At 32.3% G+C, this 18,525-nt stretch carries 17 protein-coding genes; 14 read left to right on the forward strand and 3 right to left on the reverse strand.

Features of this window, described 5'->3' with window-relative positions:
- Window position 1 precedes the first annotated feature (1 nt).
- Genes BM253_RS05865 through BM253_RS05895 form a run of 7 tightly spaced genes read left to right on the forward strand, consistent with a single transcriptional unit; the run spans window position 2 to window position 7,782 of the window.
- Entirely contained in the window at window positions 2–946 is a 945-nt protein-coding gene (locus BM253_RS05865; protein WP_091520643.1) for a hypothetical protein, read from the forward strand.
- Between the two features lie 5 nt (window positions 947–951).
- Window positions 952–2,160, forward strand: a complete 1,209-nt coding sequence (locus BM253_RS05870; RefSeq protein ID WP_091520646.1) for an oligosaccharide flippase family protein — start codon at window positions 952–954, stop codon at window positions 2,158–2,160.
- On the forward strand, window positions 2,157–3,089 hold the full coding sequence (locus BM253_RS05875; RefSeq protein WP_091520649.1) for a glycosyltransferase family 2 protein: 933 nt from the start codon (window positions 2,157–2,159) through the stop codon (window positions 3,087–3,089). The genes BM253_RS05870 and BM253_RS05875 overlap by 4 nt, the downstream gene beginning before the upstream one ends.
- Window positions 3,076–4,392: a hypothetical protein gene (locus tag BM253_RS05880; protein WP_091520652.1), complete on the forward strand. Its 1,317-nt coding sequence runs from the start codon at window positions 3,076–3,078 to the stop codon at window positions 4,390–4,392. The genes BM253_RS05875 and BM253_RS05880 overlap by 14 nt, the downstream gene beginning before the upstream one ends.
- Window positions 4,373–5,506, forward strand: a complete 1,134-nt coding sequence (locus BM253_RS05885; protein WP_091520656.1) for a glycosyltransferase — start codon at window positions 4,373–4,375, stop codon at window positions 5,504–5,506. Before BM253_RS05880 ends, BM253_RS05885 begins: the two co-directional genes overlap by 20 nt.
- Window positions 5,493–6,719 carry an O-antigen ligase family protein gene (locus BM253_RS05890; protein ID WP_091520660.1) on the forward strand — a complete coding sequence of 409 codons (1,227 nt, stop codon included), beginning with the start codon at window positions 5,493–5,495 and terminating at the stop codon, window positions 6,717–6,719. Before BM253_RS05885 ends, BM253_RS05890 begins: the two co-directional genes overlap by 14 nt.
- Window positions 6,697–7,782, forward strand: coding sequence for a glycosyltransferase (locus tag BM253_RS05895; RefSeq protein ID WP_091520663.1), 1,086 nt, complete (start codon window positions 6,697–6,699; stop codon window positions 7,780–7,782). Before BM253_RS05890 ends, BM253_RS05895 begins: the two co-directional genes overlap by 23 nt.
- Window positions 7,783–7,800: 18 nt before the next feature.
- Here BM253_RS05895 and BM253_RS05900 read toward each other — a convergent pair whose 3' ends face one another.
- Both BM253_RS05900 and BM253_RS05905 read right to left on the reverse strand, forming a co-directional pair.
- The gene (locus tag BM253_RS05900; RefSeq protein ID WP_091520667.1) at window positions 7,801–8,745 is read right to left on the reverse strand and encodes a T9SS type A sorting domain-containing protein; all 945 of its coding nucleotides are present in this window, start codon (window positions 8,743–8,745) and stop codon (window positions 7,801–7,803) included.
- 2 nt (window positions 8,746–8,747) lie between these two features.
- The gene (locus BM253_RS05905; protein ID WP_143095591.1) at window positions 8,748–11,195 is read right to left on the reverse strand and encodes a hypothetical protein; all 2,448 of its coding nucleotides are present in this window, start codon (window positions 11,193–11,195) and stop codon (window positions 8,748–8,750) included.
- A gap of 267 nt (window positions 11,196–11,462) precedes the next feature.
- Between BM253_RS05905 and BM253_RS05910 the strand changes: the two genes are divergently transcribed.
- The 3 genes from BM253_RS05910 to purD are packed head-to-tail and all read left to right on the forward strand — an operon-like array spanning window position 11,463 to window position 15,097.
- Window positions 11,463–12,446, forward strand: coding sequence for a UDP-glucuronic acid decarboxylase family protein (locus tag BM253_RS05910; protein WP_091520674.1), 984 nt, complete (start codon window positions 11,463–11,465; stop codon window positions 12,444–12,446).
- Window positions 12,446–13,789, forward strand: a complete 1,344-nt coding sequence (locus BM253_RS05915) for an exopolysaccharide biosynthesis polyprenyl glycosylphosphotransferase (protein ID WP_091520679.1) — start codon at window positions 12,446–12,448, stop codon at window positions 13,787–13,789. The genes BM253_RS05910 and BM253_RS05915 overlap by 1 nt, the downstream gene beginning before the upstream one ends.
- A 36-nt stretch (window positions 13,790–13,825) precedes the next feature.
- Complete coding sequence (gene purD, locus BM253_RS05920) at window positions 13,826–15,097, forward strand: phosphoribosylamine--glycine ligase (protein ID WP_091520683.1); 1,272 nt, start codon at window positions 13,826–13,828, stop codon at window positions 15,095–15,097.
- A 149-nt stretch (window positions 15,098–15,246) separates the two neighbouring features.
- On the opposite strand, the gene BM253_RS05925 is transcribed toward purD, so the two are convergent.
- On the reverse strand, window positions 15,247–16,293 hold the full coding sequence (locus tag BM253_RS05925; RefSeq protein ID WP_091520687.1) for a ferredoxin--NADP reductase: 1,047 nt from the start codon (window positions 16,291–16,293) through the stop codon (window positions 15,247–15,249).
- 138 nt (window positions 16,294–16,431) lie between these two features.
- On the opposite strand from BM253_RS05925, the gene BM253_RS05930 reads away from it, so the two are divergent.
- The 4 genes from BM253_RS05930 to BM253_RS05945 are packed head-to-tail and all read left to right on the forward strand — an operon-like array spanning window position 16,432 to window position 18,509.
- Complete coding sequence (locus BM253_RS05930) at window positions 16,432–16,773, forward strand: PadR family transcriptional regulator (RefSeq protein ID WP_091520690.1); 342 nt, start codon at window positions 16,432–16,434, stop codon at window positions 16,771–16,773.
- Window positions 16,773–17,468 (forward strand): hypothetical protein, encoded by a 696-nt coding sequence (locus BM253_RS05935; protein WP_091520692.1) that lies wholly within the window; start codon window positions 16,773–16,775, stop codon window positions 17,466–17,468. The genes BM253_RS05930 and BM253_RS05935 overlap by 1 nt, the downstream gene beginning before the upstream one ends.
- Complete coding sequence (locus BM253_RS05940) at window positions 17,453–18,169, forward strand: hypothetical protein (RefSeq protein WP_091520695.1); 717 nt, start codon at window positions 17,453–17,455, stop codon at window positions 18,167–18,169. Before BM253_RS05935 ends, BM253_RS05940 begins: the two co-directional genes overlap by 16 nt.
- Before the next feature lie 19 nt (window positions 18,170–18,188).
- Window positions 18,189–18,509: a hypothetical protein gene (locus tag BM253_RS05945; RefSeq protein ID WP_091520697.1), complete on the forward strand. Its 321-nt coding sequence runs from the start codon at window positions 18,189–18,191 to the stop codon at window positions 18,507–18,509.
- The last annotated feature ends 16 nt before the right edge of the window (window positions 18,510–18,525 follow it).

Genomic DNA, 18,525 nt, shown 5'->3' on the forward strand with positions numbered 1-18,525 from the left:
TATGCAAGAAAAACTATCAAATCATAATGCGGATCTGCCTAACGAAGTAGATGTTAAGTTTATGGCTCAACGCGCAAACGGTTTTTACAATAATTTCATTTTAAATCTTTATCGTCTGCTGCGTTTCATTGTTCGCAGATGGTATGTTTTTTTAGGTCTTTTAGTTGTTGGAATTGCGTTAGGAATTTATGTAGATTCTACAAAAAGCAGCAGGTTAAGACATGAGCTGATTGTGGTGCCGAATTTTGGAAGTATCGATTATTTAAATCAGAAGGTAAAAGATTATGACCGTTTAGAGCTTAATAAAAAGCTGATTTCAATTAACGCAGGGAACGAAGTTTACAAACTTAAGATAGAACCAATTTACGATGCGTATAATTATATTTTAACCGATCCTGTTCATTTTGAAGCCTTTAAAGTTTTAAGTGATCGCGGTATTGATATTGAAAAATATTCAAAGAGTAAACTGGCGTCAAAAAATTATAAATACCATCTTTTAACGGTTTATACCGAAGGTTTGGGAAAGACCGATTTAAGTATCGAGAAAATTCTTGAAGAACTAAATAGTGATCCTTATTTTAACAAGCGCAAAGAAATTGAAAAAACGAATACGCTTGCAAAACGTGCAGAAATAGTAAAATCAATCGAACATATAAACGGGTTGTTTCAACGTTTGGGTAGCGAAAATAAAGTAAATGATATTACCATGAACGCTTATCCGGAATTAGCAGATCTTTTAACAGCTAAAGAAGGATTAATGAAACAGTTAAACGCTGTTGATATTCAGTTAATTGAGCAAGAAAAAGTAGTGTACGTTGCAACCAAATTCATGAATATTGCGGTAAGTCCGTTTTTACCTTACTATATTACATTACCGTTATTTTTCATGTTTGTATATATTGTAATTGCTTATTTAAATTCTAAAATAAAGAGTTTAAAAAATTAGACTTTTTGGATAATCAAACCTCAATAAAAAATATTTTAATACATGGTGCCGGACAAGTTGTTAATTTGCTGGCGCCTTTTTTAGTTGCATTGTACGTTATTCCGGTTTGTGGTGTTGATAAATGGGGAATTGTAGGCTTAGTTACGACGGTTTATATTTTATTAGGATTGATTATTGAATTTGGTGCGAATTTAATCGGAGTAAAAGAAATTAGTGCTTACCGATCTAAAATAGCTTACCTAAAAAATTATATAGGCTTAAATTACAAATACCGATTGATTTGCTGCATTGTGTTAACAATTCTGCTTGTAATTATCTTTAGTATTTTAAATGTAGATAAAACGTATTATTGGGGATTAACATGGATTGTTGCCTGGTATTACAATCCAATCTGGATTTATCAGGCACAAGAATCTTTTAAAAAAATCAATCATATCATTTTTTGGTCGAAACTAATTTATGTAGTTGGTATCTATTTTTTCGTACAAAAACCGGAAGATTATGTGTATGTAGTAGGAATTTTAGGGGTAGCAAACAGTATAATTTACGCGTGGTTTTACTACAAAATATCAAAAAACACTAAACTATCAGTAAAAAGAGTTGGGGTATTTATCAAACATAATAAATCTATTGTACTGTCTAATTTCTCCATTAGTCTTTACACACAAGCACCAGTATTTATTATCAACACGTTGTTAGGAAATACATATGCCGGAATTTATAAGATAATCGATTTGTTTTTAGTTGCTTTCAGAAGTTATTTAGGTGTGTTCTTCAATGTTACCTATCCAAGCTATTGCAATTTAATTGTATCGAATTTTAAAGCAGCAAAATCGTATGTTTTTAAAATGACGTTTTTTAACGTAATGTTTTTATCAATAGTAGCTGTAGTAATTGTATTTATCATTCCTTATTTGGCTCATTTTTTTGATTTGAACGAAGAAGTTAATGAAGGATTAAAATTAAGTAGTTTCCTACTTTTTTTACCTATAATAGTTGCATTGAACATTCCGTTTTATCAAACATTATTATTTAAAAATCATCACAAAAAAATCTTACTAATTTTAAGTGTAGCCTTATTAATTACGGTAGTTTTAGGTTTTGTTTTAACTTACAATTACGGGTTGTACGGCATTATTCTAACATTATATATTACAGAAATTTTTGTAACCGGCAGTATGTGGATAACTGGTAAAAAGGAACTATCGGCATGAAGAATATTACCTACATAATTCTTTTAAACCACAACGGAAGTAGCGATACCTGCGATTGTATCCTTTCATTACAAAAAATGACTGCAACTGATTTTAAGATTATTGTTGTAGATAATTCTTCTAATCCTAATGAGTTCACAAAACTTATTCAGTTTGTAAAAAGTCAGCGGATACCATTTGTGAGTTTTCATCAAAAAGAAGATAAAGAAATCAATAAAGAACAAATTATCTTAATAAAGGCCAAAGAAAACAAAGGGTTTGCACACGGTAACAATATTGCATTGCAATTTGGTTTAAAGCAAAATAATGCAGCCAATTTCTGGATTTTAAACAATGATACCATTGTTGATGCTGAAGCTTTAAGCGAATTAAAAGCATATCACAGCCAACATCCTAAAACCATTTTAGGCAGCAAATTATTGTATTTTTATGATAATGAAACGATCCAAGCGGTTGGAGGATCTTTTAACCAAACATTTTACATTTCAGAACACGTTGGCGAAGGAAAAAATAAAGATGTTTTAAAGAAAGATTTACCAAGTATTGATTATCCTCATGGTGCTTCTATGTTTGTCTCAAGATTCTTTGTGGAAGAAGTAGGTCTGTTGAATGAAGATTTTTTTCTGTATTATGAGGAATTAGATTGGATGTATCGCGCAAAAAGCAAAGGATATAAGCCCGATTGGTGCGAAAAAAGCATTGTTTACCATAAAGAAGGAGCTACCATAGGATCATCTTACAAAAAAAAGAAAAGCATCTTTTCTGAAACACAGCTTTTTATCAGCAGAAAAAAATTCATTAAAAAATACTATTCGTTAGGTTTTAAATTTTATTTTTCAAGCTTATTATTAATAGTAAACAGATTGCGCAAAGGACAATTAGCATTGGCTAAAAAACTGATTAAAATTACATTTAATGACGTTAAATAAACAGGTAATTATATATTTAATAGTAATTTTTGCTGCTATTTATCAAGATTTTCCGCTGCATAATGTGGTGGGCGAAATTGGTAGGTCGCCTGTTGTGTTATTGGCGCCTTTTATGCTTGTTTATATTTTATCTAACCACACAATAAAATTCAGTAATTACGCAGTACACTATTTAAAATATCTGCTTTACTCTGTTTTAATATCGGCTGTTTTTCTCGTAATATCCTACATTCATAATGAAACGCTTGTGGTTTTAGATGAAAATATCATTATTAAAACACTTAAAATGAGTGTTTATCCAATAGTTATTTTTATTCTGTATCAGTTTTTTTACGCGTATTTAAGTAATAATTTTAGTAAAGTAAGAAATCTTTTTTCGGCTGTATCTTTAACGCAGTTGTTTATAACTGCATTTTTAACGGTAGAGATATACTTCTTAAAAACGAATGAAATTTTCTTGCCTTTTTTACACACATTAGCAAAAAAATATTGGCGTGTTCGACTATTAACACCCGAAGAAAGCTGGACAGGTACCATATTAATTATTTTTATTTTCCTACCTGTTTTCCTGATACATTACTTAAAAATTAAAGGTTTTTGGAAATGGATGGTCTATCTGCAAAGTATCTACTTGTTTTTAGCATACTCATTGGTGAGTGAATCTAAAGGGTTTTTATTATTAGTATTATTTTCAATTTTACCTTTAACGCTATCATATCTAAAGAAAAACAAATACTTACGAAACACATTTGTAATTGCTATTGCGCTGCTTTTAGTTGTAGGTGGATATTTAGGTTTTGTTTTGCGTGAAATTATAGCAGAACAAATCACAACCAGCGGAACTTTCGGCACACGATTTTCATCAATAATAACCTCTGTTTCGGTTTTTGTTTTATGTCCGTTAGGTGTGGGTTGGAGCGGATTTGTAACGTATTATCCGCAAGTTTTAGAATATATTTTAGAATCAAGCATCGTAGATCAGTTCAATTTGCAGGAAATTCGCGGATATTTGTCAACAACCCAAGCCTTATCAACCAAAAGTGCTTTCTTTGATGAATTGATGTTCGGCGGAATTTTCTTCATTATTTTCTTTTATCAATTCTATATCAAAAGATATTTAACGTTAAGCAAAATACAGGATTTAGATTTTTATTTTTTACGAATTCCGTTAGCGTTTGCAGTTATGGCAGGAATTGTTTATATTACCTATCATGTTAAATATGATGTGTGGATTTTCCTGGCAATTGCCGATGTTTTTGAAAAGAAATATAATTTAAAGAAGAATGAAGATAGCAGTAGTTAGCGGGTTTATTCCTTCGCCTCCCATTTTTGGTGGAGCTATCGATGTTTGGGAACGAATAAAAGGGCTCACTTCTTTAGGGCATGAAGTTGATTTGGTGGTTACCGAAAAGGTAAATCCTACCCAAAAACAAATCGATGAAATTGCGTTACACACGCGTCATTTTTTCTTTACACGCCGTAAAAATCAATTGCAGCAACTTTTTAGTAATTTACCATTACAGTTTTTAAGTCGGAAAGGTTTGGCTTCGATCGATATCAATCAAACTTACGATTTAGTAATTTTAGAAAGCGAATTTTGCTGGGCAATTACGCTTAACAAATCCATCAGTTATAAAAATATAGTGGTTCGGGTTCATAATATCGAAAGTCATTATTTTAAAATGCTGGGCAAAAGTTCCAACAGTTTAAGACAGAAGATTTATTATAAGCTGGAAACATCAAAAATTAAACACTTGTCTGCCTTGGTTTTTGAAAAAGCCGATAAATTATGGTTTATTTCAAAAGACGATTTATCTGCTGTAAACCTTTTAAATAAAAGTGTTTTTATGCCTTTTCCTATTAACGACGAGATTGTTGTTCCGACGGAAAAAACTGGAAATAATGTAGTTTTTATGGGATCGCTTTTTATGCAGAACAATACCTTTGGTTTAGACTGGTATTTAAAAAACATTCATCCTTTGCTGATAACCGAAATTCCTGATTATCATTTTTATATTGTTGGATCTTTAAAAGAAGAAAATCAAGAAATTCAAGAAAAATACAGTCATTTGCCACACGTAACTTTTGTTTTAAATGCGCCGTGTTTAAAGCAGTACTATCAATTGGCAAAGGTGTTTGTAAACCCAATGTTTCATGGCAGTGGTGTTAAAGTAAAATCTGTAAATGCGTTGATAAACGGTGTTCCGTTGGTAAGTACAAGTGTTGGTGCCGAAGGTATTGGTTTAACGCACGATATGTATTTTCATGCCGATGAATTGTTCGATTTTAAAAATCAGATTTTATCGGTTATCAATAATCAGCAAAAAGCTATTGAAAAAACCTTGAAAGCGCAGGAATATCTTAAAAGAAATAATTATCTTGATGTTTTAAAAACCGAATTGAATGCGTTTAGCTAAAGTTTTTTATTTTAGTACCTGTGCGTTAGGTCTTTTCCCAATTTTAAAACTGAACCATTTCTCTACTTTAATGATGATCTGGTTTGTTTTAGCGCTAATAAATGCGTTTAAAAACAAAACATTTCCGCTTTTAAAAACACATAAATTTACCATTTTAATATTGGCATTTTTGTGCTTAATGTATATTTTTTACCTTCCGTTTGCAGATAATTTTAAAGAATTAGGTAAATCAATTACCAAAAGTCTGCCTTTTCTAATTTTTCCCTTAGGATTCATTCTGAACAAAGAAATTGTTACCAAAAAACTGTTACAAACGTTTGGATCAGTGTACATCACGTCCGTTTTTATATTGAATGGCTTAGGCTGGTTTAAAGTGTTTAATTTTGGTTGGAACAACGCTTGGCAGCAAAACGATTTTTACCATCCTATTTTTCGGAATTTGTTTGCCGATGCCACTTCTTTACACTTACCATATTTAGGTTTACTGACCATTTTTGCTGCTTTGTGGCTAACGTTTAAGATGTTTTTCAACAGAAAAATAAACTTGTTAAGTATTTTTGCAATCGTATTTTTATTGACCTCGACGTACATTTATTCGGCCCGAATCGCATTAGCGTGCTATTTAATCGGTTTGCTGTTTATCGTTTTTAAATCGATACAAAACCAAACCGTAAAATGGAGTGTTTTAATTGCATTGCCTTTGTGCGCGTTGGCTTTTTTCTGGTTTTCACCGATGAAGGAACGATACATAAAAGTGGTAGAAAAAGATCTGGTTTTGCCCAATAAAAATCAGGAACCGCACGAGGTAAATTACCGTTACGGAATTTGGCATTGCGCTACCGATCTGATATCAGATCATTTTGTGTTGGGAGTTGGTGCCGATAAGGTTCAAGAAAAATTGAACAATTGTTACAACGGATTTACCTACAAATCATATGAAGATTTTTCAAAAGTTACTTACAACACACACAATCAGTATTTTGATCAAATGTTAAAATTCGGCATTTTTGGCTTAATTTTATTTTTGGTGACGCTGTTTTATTTCTATTCAAATTCGTCGGTTTTGTATCAAACTTTTCTAATTGTTATTGCGATAAGTTTTTTAACAGAAAATCTTTTAGACCGCCAAATTGGTGTAGTGTTCATATCGTTGTTAAATACTATTTTTGTACTTTGTAAATTAAATAAGGTTGAAAAAAGCATTAGTAGTTGATTGGTTGGATAAATACGGCGGTGCAGAACGCGTGTTGACGTCTTTGCAGAACGTTTTTCAGTTTAATGAAACGCATGCTTTGGTTGATATAATGAAGGAAAATGATTTTAAAAAGATTTTTCCTGATAAGTATCCTATTAAAACTACTTTGTTGCAAAAATTTGGACGGTATTTCAGAGCATTTTTCTTCACATTTCATTATTTTACATCAAAAATTAAAGTTAATAAAGACGTTGATTTAATTATTTCTTCATCGCATGCGGTGGCAAAAGGAGTAAAAAAATCATCGCCTAATCAGTTGCATATTAGTTATTTTCAAGCAAGAAACTTTAAATATATTTGGGACGAGGTTGATTTGTATTTTGGTAAAACCGCTTTTTTATTAAAACCACTAATTAATTTGCTTCGAAAGATTGATGTACGTCAGGCTCAACGTCCAGATTTTATCATAAGCAATTCAAAATTCGTTCAAAACTGGGTAAAGCAAACCTATAACAGAGATTCGGTTGTTATTTATCCGCCGGTCAGTTTAGAACATTTTTCTTTTTGCGATGCCAAAGAAGACTATTACGTTGCAATTGGCAGAGTTGTTCCTTACAAACGTTTTGATTTGGTTGTGGAAGCTTTTAATCAGCTTAACAAAAGACTGATTGTTATTGGCGATGGCGATCAACTATCAAATCTTAAAAAAATAGCCAAAGAAAACATTCAGTTCACCGGTTATTTAGATTCTGCCCAAGTAAACAAAATACTTTCAAAAGCAAAAGCCTTTATTCATATAGGTTTAGAAGATTTTGGTATTGCACCCATTGAGGCACAAGCTTGCGGAACACCCGTAATTGCCTATAAGGCAGGCGGCGTTTTAGAAACCGTTGTAAACGGTAAAACCGGAATTTTGTTTAATGAGCAAACATCGGCATCGTTAATAAATGCGATTAATGAATTTGAACAAACAACCTTTAACTTATCTGAAATTCGCAACCATGCGTTCACTTTTTGTAAAGAACGGTTTGAAAAAGAGATTAGTGAATTTATAGAAGGCAAAAAAAACAGAGCTAATTAAAGCTCTGTTTTTGAAGATCTATTTTACAATAATTTTTTCGGTTTTATTGCCTTTGTCAGTCTGTATTACAAACAAATACATCCCTTCACTTAGGTTTGAAACATCTATTTGATTGAAGTTCTCTTTAACAGAACGTATCCATTTACCCGAACTATCTAAAATTTGAACCGATTGTAAGGTTACGCCATTTGTTTCTTTTTGTTCAATGGAAACATAATCTGTTGCAGGATTAGGGTAAATTTTAAAGTTTTCGTTTACGAATTTCTCTACGCTTAAAACGCAGTTGTCACTAAAGTAATAGTTACCGGCTACCACCCAAGTATCATAAGGTGCAGTTCCATTTGTTGCAGCTATATGATTATCTACTTCTATACATACTGTTGGCGGATTAATCATTACGCTTGAAACATCAATATAAACATTGTTGGCTGTATTATTACGCATATTTAAGAAAGTAAATCTATTAAATAAATTAGTGGCATCCACATAATTTACATTTGGATTATTGCTTAAATCTAACTTTGTAAAATCACTAATAATTGGAATATCTCCACCTGATTCGTTTCCTATTAAAATCTTTTCTAATAAAGCATTGTTTGATACATCAATAGTGTTTAAATGCGATGCCCTAACGTCTAACTCTTTTAGGTTTATCAATGTACTAATATTTACTATGCCATAGGGTGCACCAAAAGAACCATTTAAAGGATTATAGTAACAAGTTAATTTTTCCAAACTTATAAAATCTTGCAGCCCACTTAAATCATTTATAAAACCTCCTCCTAAATATAAATCAGTAACAGCTAATGCATCATTTGTTAGAATTTGACCATTCACAATTCCATCGCTATCAATGTTTAATGTAATTAATCTTTGCTCAAACTGTTGGTCTGGTATCAACGTAATTTGTGCCTTGGTTAAAAAGGGCATCAATGTTAGTAGTATAATAGTTAGTTTTCTCATAATTATTGTATTATTAGGTTATGGCTTTCTATTACATTGTTATCGCACACCAATACTACACGGTATAAGCCCGGGGTATATTGACCGGTATTTATTTTAATGCTTGCATTATTTAAATTTAAAATATAATTAGCACTTGTATTACTGTTTACATTTACCAACATTATATAGGCATTATTACAATTAAGCTGATTATATTGTACTGTTACATTGTTTGTTGCTGGATTTGGATAAATGTTATGAAGTAATACAGAATTGTTAGGTATTATAGTAACTTCTTTCATGTCTTTATACCCATCATAATCTGCAACAACTTCTAACAAATAGGTCCCGTTTGTATTACTTACTGTATAATTTTGCCCGGTATGTAATAAAGTACCATTGGCATCGTACCAGTTATAAACTGCGGGTTCGTTAATAGTTACTGCTTGTAAAGTGTTGTTAGCCACAGTAGCGTCGGCAGTGAACAAATCGCGTTCATTTTTATTAACTAAATACAGTTCGCCACCGATTAATTCGTTGGAATCGTTATCCCAATGTTCTACATTAAATCCAAACAGGTCATTGCTTGTATAAGCATCAGTTAAAAAATTTACTTTAACATTTAACAAACCAAAGTCATTTGCAGGAAAATTATTTAGGAATATTTCGGTGTCTTCATTCACAATTATAGTTTTTTCGCCAAAATTTGTGAAGTTTGATCCTTGAAAACCACTACTTTGCCATATAGACCATAATTTATTATCAAAGGTAAATTTAACTTCTGCTTCATTAAAAATATTTGTATTAGAATTATATGATATATAATTACTTAACTTTAATTTGAATTTTTTAACTGCACCTGTAAAATTACCAATGTGAATTTTACCTGAATTTGATGAAGTGTTATTAATTACATGAACATTTTTTAAAGCAATATTGTTGCTGTTTAAAAAGTGATAATAGACGCCATTGTGTTCTGGCAAAGTAGAAACATCATTTGGAGATTCTATTTTTGCCATTAAACAATAATGCCAAGGTTCGTTTATGGTTGAATAATTAGCTGGATTTGGTACAGCCCAAGGAAATGTAAAAATATGTTCTTCATAAGATTCTAAAGCAGGTAAATCTATTTCACCAATTAAACCACCTAGCGGATAGCCATTTACATTGTAAGTACCGCTCTCCCATACATCCATAGGTAAATTGGTTCCTGCTTTTGTCCAATATAATTTTAGTTTTCCTTCCCCGGCAGAGATTGAACAGCCTTTGTTAACTACACGAACTTTAATATAATTATTGCCAATACCATAAACAGGATTTTCATGAGATAAATTGTTATCATTCGTTGTACGCACCCAAATATCTGGGCTTGTCCAAAAGTTTTGCGTAACGGTATTTGGTTCTACACCAAAATCATCTTCCCCATCTCTTATTACAAAATCATAATCAAAATCATTCTCATCTGTAATTAAAGCTCTTTTTACATCATTACTTAAATCTGCATTATCTATACCATAATGAATTCGTTCCGCTTGACCTAAAGACAACCCAATTTTGCATTGCGAACCACCATAAGACATTATGTTGCTAATAAGGGCGCTATCAACCTGATAAGGTGTGCCATCACAATTTATCTCATTGCCAAAATAATTACAATTAGCGTCTGTGTTATAATATTGGTGTGTAGAGTTTCCTCTTAAACCGGGATCTGCAGCAGTGTCTCTTACATAATCCCCGGCACTATCTGCATTATAAGTAGGGTCGTTCGGATCTCGGGTTACATGTTCACATCCAGACAGGCTGCCCATTCCATTCGGTGAATTAGGTATCTCATTCTCATTCCGGTTTCCAATGGTATGCATAATACCCAATGCATGTGCCATTTCGTGAGCAAGTAGTGCTTTATCATACATAGATGGTTGCCTAATGGCAATTGCATTATTATAATAATTTGTAACACCCCCTACTCCAGGAATGGGGGTAACATTTGGTGCCATATAAACATTAATTGCGTTGTCTAAATAAGCATTATTTAGCATTCCTGAATCTTTTAATTCCCAATGCCAAGCCCCGTTTAAAACAGCATCATCATGTAAAACACCTATGCCGGTTAAAGCAAAACAAATATTATAATCTTTATAGTAGTTATTCAAATTTTTTATATATTCAACTGCCTCGTGATAAGGAACCCAGACTCCGGTTGATCCATCGGTACTTCTAACATTCCAAATTTGTATTCTAAATTTTTTGGGAGTTAGCTGATAACCCACAGGCGTACTAAAAAATGGCGATAAAGAATTAATTTGATTCGATTGAAATGTTTGATTTGTAATACCTAAAGCTGTGCGTTGGCTTGTGGTTAAATCGTCGTACACAATACAGCCTTGTGCAGAAATAGTATTAACTGTCAATATTAATAGAGCAAGTAAATAAAATAGACGACTCTTTTTTAGTGTAGTGTTTTTCATTTTTTATATGTTTTTATTTTGTTAATATTAATAATCAAATATAATTAAAAAATTAACATAAAAAATCATTAATAATTAGTTATGTAGTAATTTTAATTTATCTGAAATTCGAAACCATGCTTTTACTTTTTCTAAAGAACGGTTTGAAGCTGAAATGAAAAGCTATGTTTTAAATCTTTTACCTATTTAGATTTATTATAAAAACTAAATTTAGGTCTTTTCTATAATTATTTTAAACCGTACTTTTGCTTAACAAAATTTTCACAAATGAAACGGGTATTAATTACGGGTGCTGCAGGTTTTTTGGGTTCACATTTATGTGATCGCTTTATAAACGAAGGTTTTTATGTTATTGGAATGGATAATTTAATTACTGGGGATTTAAAAAATATTGCGCATTTGTTTAAAAATGAATATTTTGAGTTTTATCACCACGATGTAACCAAGTTTGTTCACGTACCCGGAAATTTAAATTACATTTTGCATTTTGCATCGCCGGCAAGCCCGATCGATTATTTAAAAATTCCCATACAGACCTTAAAAGTAGGATCGTTAGGAACTCATAATTTGTTAGGATTGGCAAAAGCCAAAAACGCCAGAATTTTAATTGCATCAACTTCTGAAGTTTATGGCGATCCGTTAATTCATCCGCAAACCGAAGATTATTATGGAAACGTAAACACGATTGGACCTCGCGGAGTTTACGACGAAGCCAAGCGTTTTCAGGAATCACTAACAATGGCATATCATAATTTTCATGGTTTGGAAACGCGTATTGTTCGTATTTTTAATACGTACGGACCAAGAATGCGCTTGAACGACGGTCGTGTAATCCCGGCATTTATGGGTCAGGCGTTACGAGGCGAAGATTTAACGATTTTTGGCGATGGAAACCAAACGCGTTCTTTTTGTTATGTTGATGATCAGATCGAAGGAATTTTCAGGTTGTTAATGAGCGATTATCATTTGCCTGTGAACATTGGAAACCCTGATGAAATCACGATTAACGACTTTGCAAAAGAAATTATTCAGCTAACCGGAACCAATCAAAAAATAGTTTACAAACCGTTGCCGGAAAATGATCCGTTACAACGCCAACCCGATACATCATTAGCAAAAAAATTATTAAATTGGGAAGCAAAAACCGACCGTAAAACCGGTTTACAGAAAACGTTCGATTATTTTAAAACTTTATCGGCAGAAGAATTGCAAAAAGAAGAACACAAAGATTTTTCTAAATACATTTATTAGTGCAGCGCAAAATAGGTAGATATTCCAAGTATTTAAGACCCATTACCATAACTTTTGACTTAATAGTTTTGGTAATTTTTGGTATTTGGCTGTTGCCCGACAGTTTTCAAGCAACTTATTTTTATCTGTACCTTGCCTTTTCTTGGATTGTAATATCGATAACCACTAAATTTTATCAGGTATATCGTTTCACAAAACTAATTCAAATTGCCCAAAAAACAATCAAGCAATACTTTTTATTCGCTTTAAACATATTTGCCTTAAACGGTTTGTTTTCGCTAACAAAAGAGTATAATGTAGTTGGATATTATCTGTTAGGTACTGCAATTGTTATTGTTCTGGCAAAGTATCTTATTTTCTGGCTACTTAAATTATTCAGAAAATACTATAAAGGAAATATACGTAGAATTGTTGTTGTTGGTCATGATGATTTAACTGCCAATTTTATAAAATTTGTAACCGGAAATGATGATTATGGTTATAAATTATTCGGTAATTTTTCTTTAATTGATACTTCTCCCGAAGATGTTATCGCGTTTTGTATAGAAAATGACATCGATGAAATTTATCTTAGTTTAGAGAAAGCAAACACCAAACAGGTTTCTGTTTTTATTGATTATGTTGATAATAACCTAAAACTTTTAAAGTTTCTTCCATCACAAAAAGATCTGCTTTCAGCCAATTTAAAGGTCGATTATTATGGAGTAATTCCTGTAATGGCATCAAGAACTACTCCGTTGAATGATCCATTGAATTACTTTATTAAGCGCGTATTCGATATCATTTTTTCATCGCTTGTAATCATTTTAATTATGTCGTGGTTAACGCCGCTAATTGCTATTTTAATTAGGTTGGAATCTAAAGGTCCTATTTTCTTCAAACAGAAAAGAAATGGGCTTGATTATGAGGAGTTTAACTGTTATAAGTTTCGATCAATGTTTGTTAACGAAAAAGCAGATATTGATGAAGCCGTAAAGAACGATCCCCGAATAACAAAAGTGGGAGCATTTATCCGTAGAACAAGTATCGACGAAATGCCGCAGTTTTTTAATGTTTTATTTGGTAGTATGTCTGTTGTAGGACCACGTCCGCACATGTTGAATTTTACCGAAAAATACGCGGTAAAAGTCAATAAGTTTAAAGCACGCCATTTTATTAAACCCGGAATTACCGGAATGGCACAAACACATGGTTATCGAGGCGAAATTGAAAACGATACAGATATTATCAACCGAATTAAATACGATATTTTTTACATGGAAAGCTGGTCGTTGCTACTTGACTTGAAGATTATTTATCTTACCATAAAAAATGCAATAAAAGGCGAAAAAAAGGCTTATTAATTACTAATTTTGCAATAAAACTACAACACAACAAATATGAATATTTTACTATTAGGATCGGGCGGAAGAGAGCATGCATTAGCGTGGAAAATTACTCAAAGTACCAAATGCAGCCAGTTATTTGTAGCACCGGGTAACGCAGGTATTGCGCAAATTGCAACCAATGTTGCTGTAAACCCAACAGATTTTAACGCTGTTAAACAGTTTGTTTTAAACAACGCTGTAGAAATGGTGGTTGTTGGTCCGGAAGATCCTTTGGTTAAAGGTATTTACGATTTTTTCAAGAACGATACTGCTTTAAACGGCATTCCTGTGATTGGTCCGTCACAACACGGTGCACAATTGGAGGGAAGTAAAGAATTTGCCAAACAGTTTTTGGTAAAAAATAATATTCCAACAGCTCGATACGAAGCTTTTACGAAAGATACCGTTGAGGCAGGTAAAGAATTTCTAAAGACTTTAAATCCACCTTACGTATTGAAAGCCGATGGTTTGGCTGCTGGTAAAGGTGTTTTAATATTGAATGATTTAGCCGAAGCACAGCAGGAATTAAGCAATATGTTGGTTGATGCTAAGTTTGGCGACGCATCGTCTAAAGTTGTTATTGAAGAATTTTTAGACGGAATTGAATTGTCGTGTTTTGTTTTGACGGATGGAAAATCATATAAGATATTGCCAACAGCTAAAGATTACAAACGAATTGGCGAAGGCGATACGGGTTTAAATACAGGTGGAATGGGCGCTGTTTCTCCGGTTCCGTTTGCCGATGCAGAATTTATGCAAAAGGTAGAAGAACGTGTTGTAATACCAACAATTAATGGTTTAAAAAGTGATGCTATTGAATATAAAGGCTTTGTTTTTATTGGTTTGATAAAGGTAGGAAACGATCCGTTTGTAATTGAATACAATGTTCGTATGGGCGATCCGGAAACGGAAGTGGTTATACCTCGTGTAAAATCGGATCTTGTGGAATTGTTTCAGGCAGTTGCAAATCAAACGTTGGCAAATACGGTGTTAGAAATCGACGAAAGAACTGCTACAACCGTAATGATTGTTTCGGGTGGATATCCTGAAGATTACGAAAAAGGCAAGCCGATTACTGGTTTGGATGATGTTGAAAACTCGATTGTTTTTCATGCAGGAACTGCCGAAAAAGATGGAACTATCGTTACTAACGGCGGGCGTGTAATTGCAGTAACATCATACGGAGAAAACTTTAAAGACGCTTTAAAGCAATCGTACAAAAACGTTGAAAAAATAAACTTCGACAAAAAATATTACCGTACCGATTTAGGTTTTGATTTGTAAAAAAGACAGACCTCACAGGTTTTTAAAACCTTTGAGGTCTTAAAAAAATATGTTATCCTAATAAATTATAAAACCCCGACAGAGTTTCAAACTCTGCCGGGGTTTTTATTTAACTAAAAATAGAACTTTATGTTATAATTTATCAACGATTAAACATCATCAAAATCAACATAAATTTCATCTGATGTAACATAAGCTTGGCAAGCCAAAAGTAAGCCTTCTTCAATTTCATCGTCCATTAAAATATGATTGGTTTTCATTTCTGCCGATCCTTTCACTGTACGGCACATACACGAACTACAAATACCGCCTTGGCATGAATACGGCGCATCAACACCGTGTTTTAAAGCGGCATTTAAAATGTTTTCGGTACGTGGCATGTTAAAGGTTGTTTCAACATCGTCAACCATAACAGTAACTTTTACCATTCCTTCTCCCGTAACCGGAATTTCACCATTGGTAGAGCTTGTGGTAAACAATTCGTAATGAATTTGCTCTTCGTTGGCTCCGTTTTCAATTAAAACATCGGTAACTTTTTTAATCATATCTTCCGGACCGCACAAGAAATACTCATCAACACGTTTTTCACTATGTTTGTTCTTAAGTACGAAATTGATGGTAGATCGTTCAATTCTTCCAAACAAAGCACCTTCTGGATGTGTTTTTGTAAAGGTATAATGTACAAAAAATCGACCTAAATATTGGCTTTTAAGTGCATCGATCTCATTAAAATAAATGGTATCTTCTACAGTTTTATTTCCATAAATCAATACAAAAGTGGTATCAGTAGCACTTTCTAATGTATCCTTTGCCAATGAAATAATCGGCGTAATACCGCTTCCTGCAGCAATTCCCACAATAACTTTTGCTTCTTTATTCTCTAAAACAAACTTACCTTCGGGAACGGCAATTTCCAATTCATCGCCAACCTGCAATTGTTGTGTAGCGTAATTCGAGAACAATCCGTTTTCTACCGCCTTAACAACAACGCGCAATTCGTTACTTTTCGGCGACGAACTTATAGAGTATGATCTTCTTATTTCTTCGCCGTTTATAACAGCTTTTATGTTTACGTATTGACCCGCCTGAAACTGATAATCTGCTTGTAAATGGGCAGGAATATCAAAAACAATCGAAACTGCCAAAGGCGTTTCTCTTCTTATTTCTTTTACCTTTAAAGGATTGAATTTTGACATTTGATTTTAATTTCTGCAAAAGTACAAAATTACAACCGCTTAATACTGATATTTATCATTTCTGAAACAATTTTATACCTAAAATTTTGATGCATAAAAAAATTATGTATATTTGCCATACCTAAAATTCATAAGTATATGAAAAAGCAACAATTATATAAAGGAAGTTTAAATACCATTATTATGAAACTTCTGGAACAGCACGGCAAAATGTACGGCTATGAAATTACCCAAAAGGTTAAAGAAATTACGCAGGGCGAAATGAATATTACCGAAGGTGCTTTGTATCCGGCATTGCACAAAATGGAAGCCGACGGTTTTTTAGATGTGGAAATGGATCGCGTGGACGGACGTATTCGTAAATACTACAAGTTGACAGAAAGCGGTGTAAAAGAAACGGTTTCGCGTATGGAAGAGTTGGAGAATTTTGTACGTAACATGCAAAATATTGTAAACCCAAATTTAAAATTAGGTTACTAATGAAGTTATCGATAGAGCAAATACAGCAAATCGAAGAAAAACTGTATGTTGATTACGATTTTTATTACGATGATGCAAAGCACGAAGTAATAGATCATATAGCTTCAGAAATTGAAGAAGGAATGGGAAACGATTCTTTTGAAACATCGTTTGATAAAGTCTTTGAAAATTGGCACGATCGGTTACGAGAAGTTGAGTGGAGCGGAATGCATTTATACGGAAAAATTAAAATGCCTTTGTTTTATAAAGATCAATTATTGTCAACTTTTAGAAATGATCTAATTATTTGGGGTGTAATTTCGTTACTAGCTCCTGTGTTAATCTATCTTTTTAAAGATTCAATGGAAATAGAAACAATTAATAATGTGGTTTTTATTTATAAGATAGTTGTTTTTGCTATTGCTTTAATATTGAACCAATATGTTTTAAAAAAATATACCGAAGGAAATTACACTACAGTTTACGGACAAATTGCAGCATTTTCAAATAAAAAAGCACTAGCAGCCATGAGTTTAATGGCTTTCTCTATGATTTTTATGCAACAAAATTCAATTAAATACAGAGAAAATCTTGACGGATGGATAGGTATGTTAGTGTTCTTCAATGCTTTTTACTTCATGTTTATTATAAAATACTGCAATTATTTTCGTCATTTAAAAATGGTTAATAATATTAAGAAATGGAAAAACGCTTAACAAATCAACAAATAGATCAATTATTTACTTTTACCAAAAAACATTATGTAGAACATTACGATGTTCAGGTAGAACTGGTAGATCATTTGGCAAATGCGATTGAAAATCAATTGAAAGAAAACCCGAACGTTTTATTTGAAGAAGCTTTACAAACCGAATTTAAAAAGTTTGGGATCTTTGGTTTTACAGGTTTGGTAGAACAAAAGCAGGTTGAACTACACAAACATTACAATAAAATGATTGTAAACGAATTGCTGAAATTTATTTCGATTCCTAAAGTCGTTGTAACAATAATTCTGTATTTGGCTCTTTTTTTTCTTTTGAAAAGGACAGGTAAATTAGGAGAAATTATTTCATTGGCAATTTTATTATTATCATTTATTTATTTTATGGTCGATGGATTTAGGTTTGTGTCTAAAATTAAAAAGCAACAGAAAATACAAGGAAGAAGTTGGTTAATACAATCGGTTGCACAATCTGTATTTTCATTGCCGTTTATTTATCTAACAGGTTTTGGGTTTTCATTAATCAGCAATTTTTTTCGAGAAGATAGAACTAGCGAATTATCAGTCTTGGGATTGAATGTATTTATCGTTTTTATATTAATTCACGTGCTTACTCTGTATATATTTTCGGCAATCATTAAACCAAGGTTTTTACAAAGCATAAAAGAGACCGAAAAAAGATTTCAATTTGCTTAAATTTGTAAAAATGTAATTTATGAGTCTTTTTAAATATTACAGAATAGCTTTTGTATTGAGTTTTATAATCTTAATTGTGGGGTCGGTATTTAAAGTTACCCACATGGAATGGAATTCTTTAAACGGAAACAATTTAATTACCGTAGGACTTATTTCATCGGTTATTTATATTGCGTTGGCTTATTTTATGATTTTTAAATCGAAAAAAATGCCTGCCGGCGAAAAATTAATCTGGGTAATTTGTTTTGCTTTAGGATTTATTGTAAACGTTGGTTTTATATCGTTTGCAACAGCTTTGGTGTTTTTTATTATTGGTTCTAAACGATTGTTTTATAAGTAAACCATAGACCAAGTTT

The sequence above is a fragment of the Paenimyroides ummariense genome (genome assembly GCF_900115115.1).
GTDB classification, from domain to species: domain Bacteria; phylum Bacteroidota; class Bacteroidia; order Flavobacteriales; family Flavobacteriaceae; genus Flavobacterium; species Flavobacterium ummariense.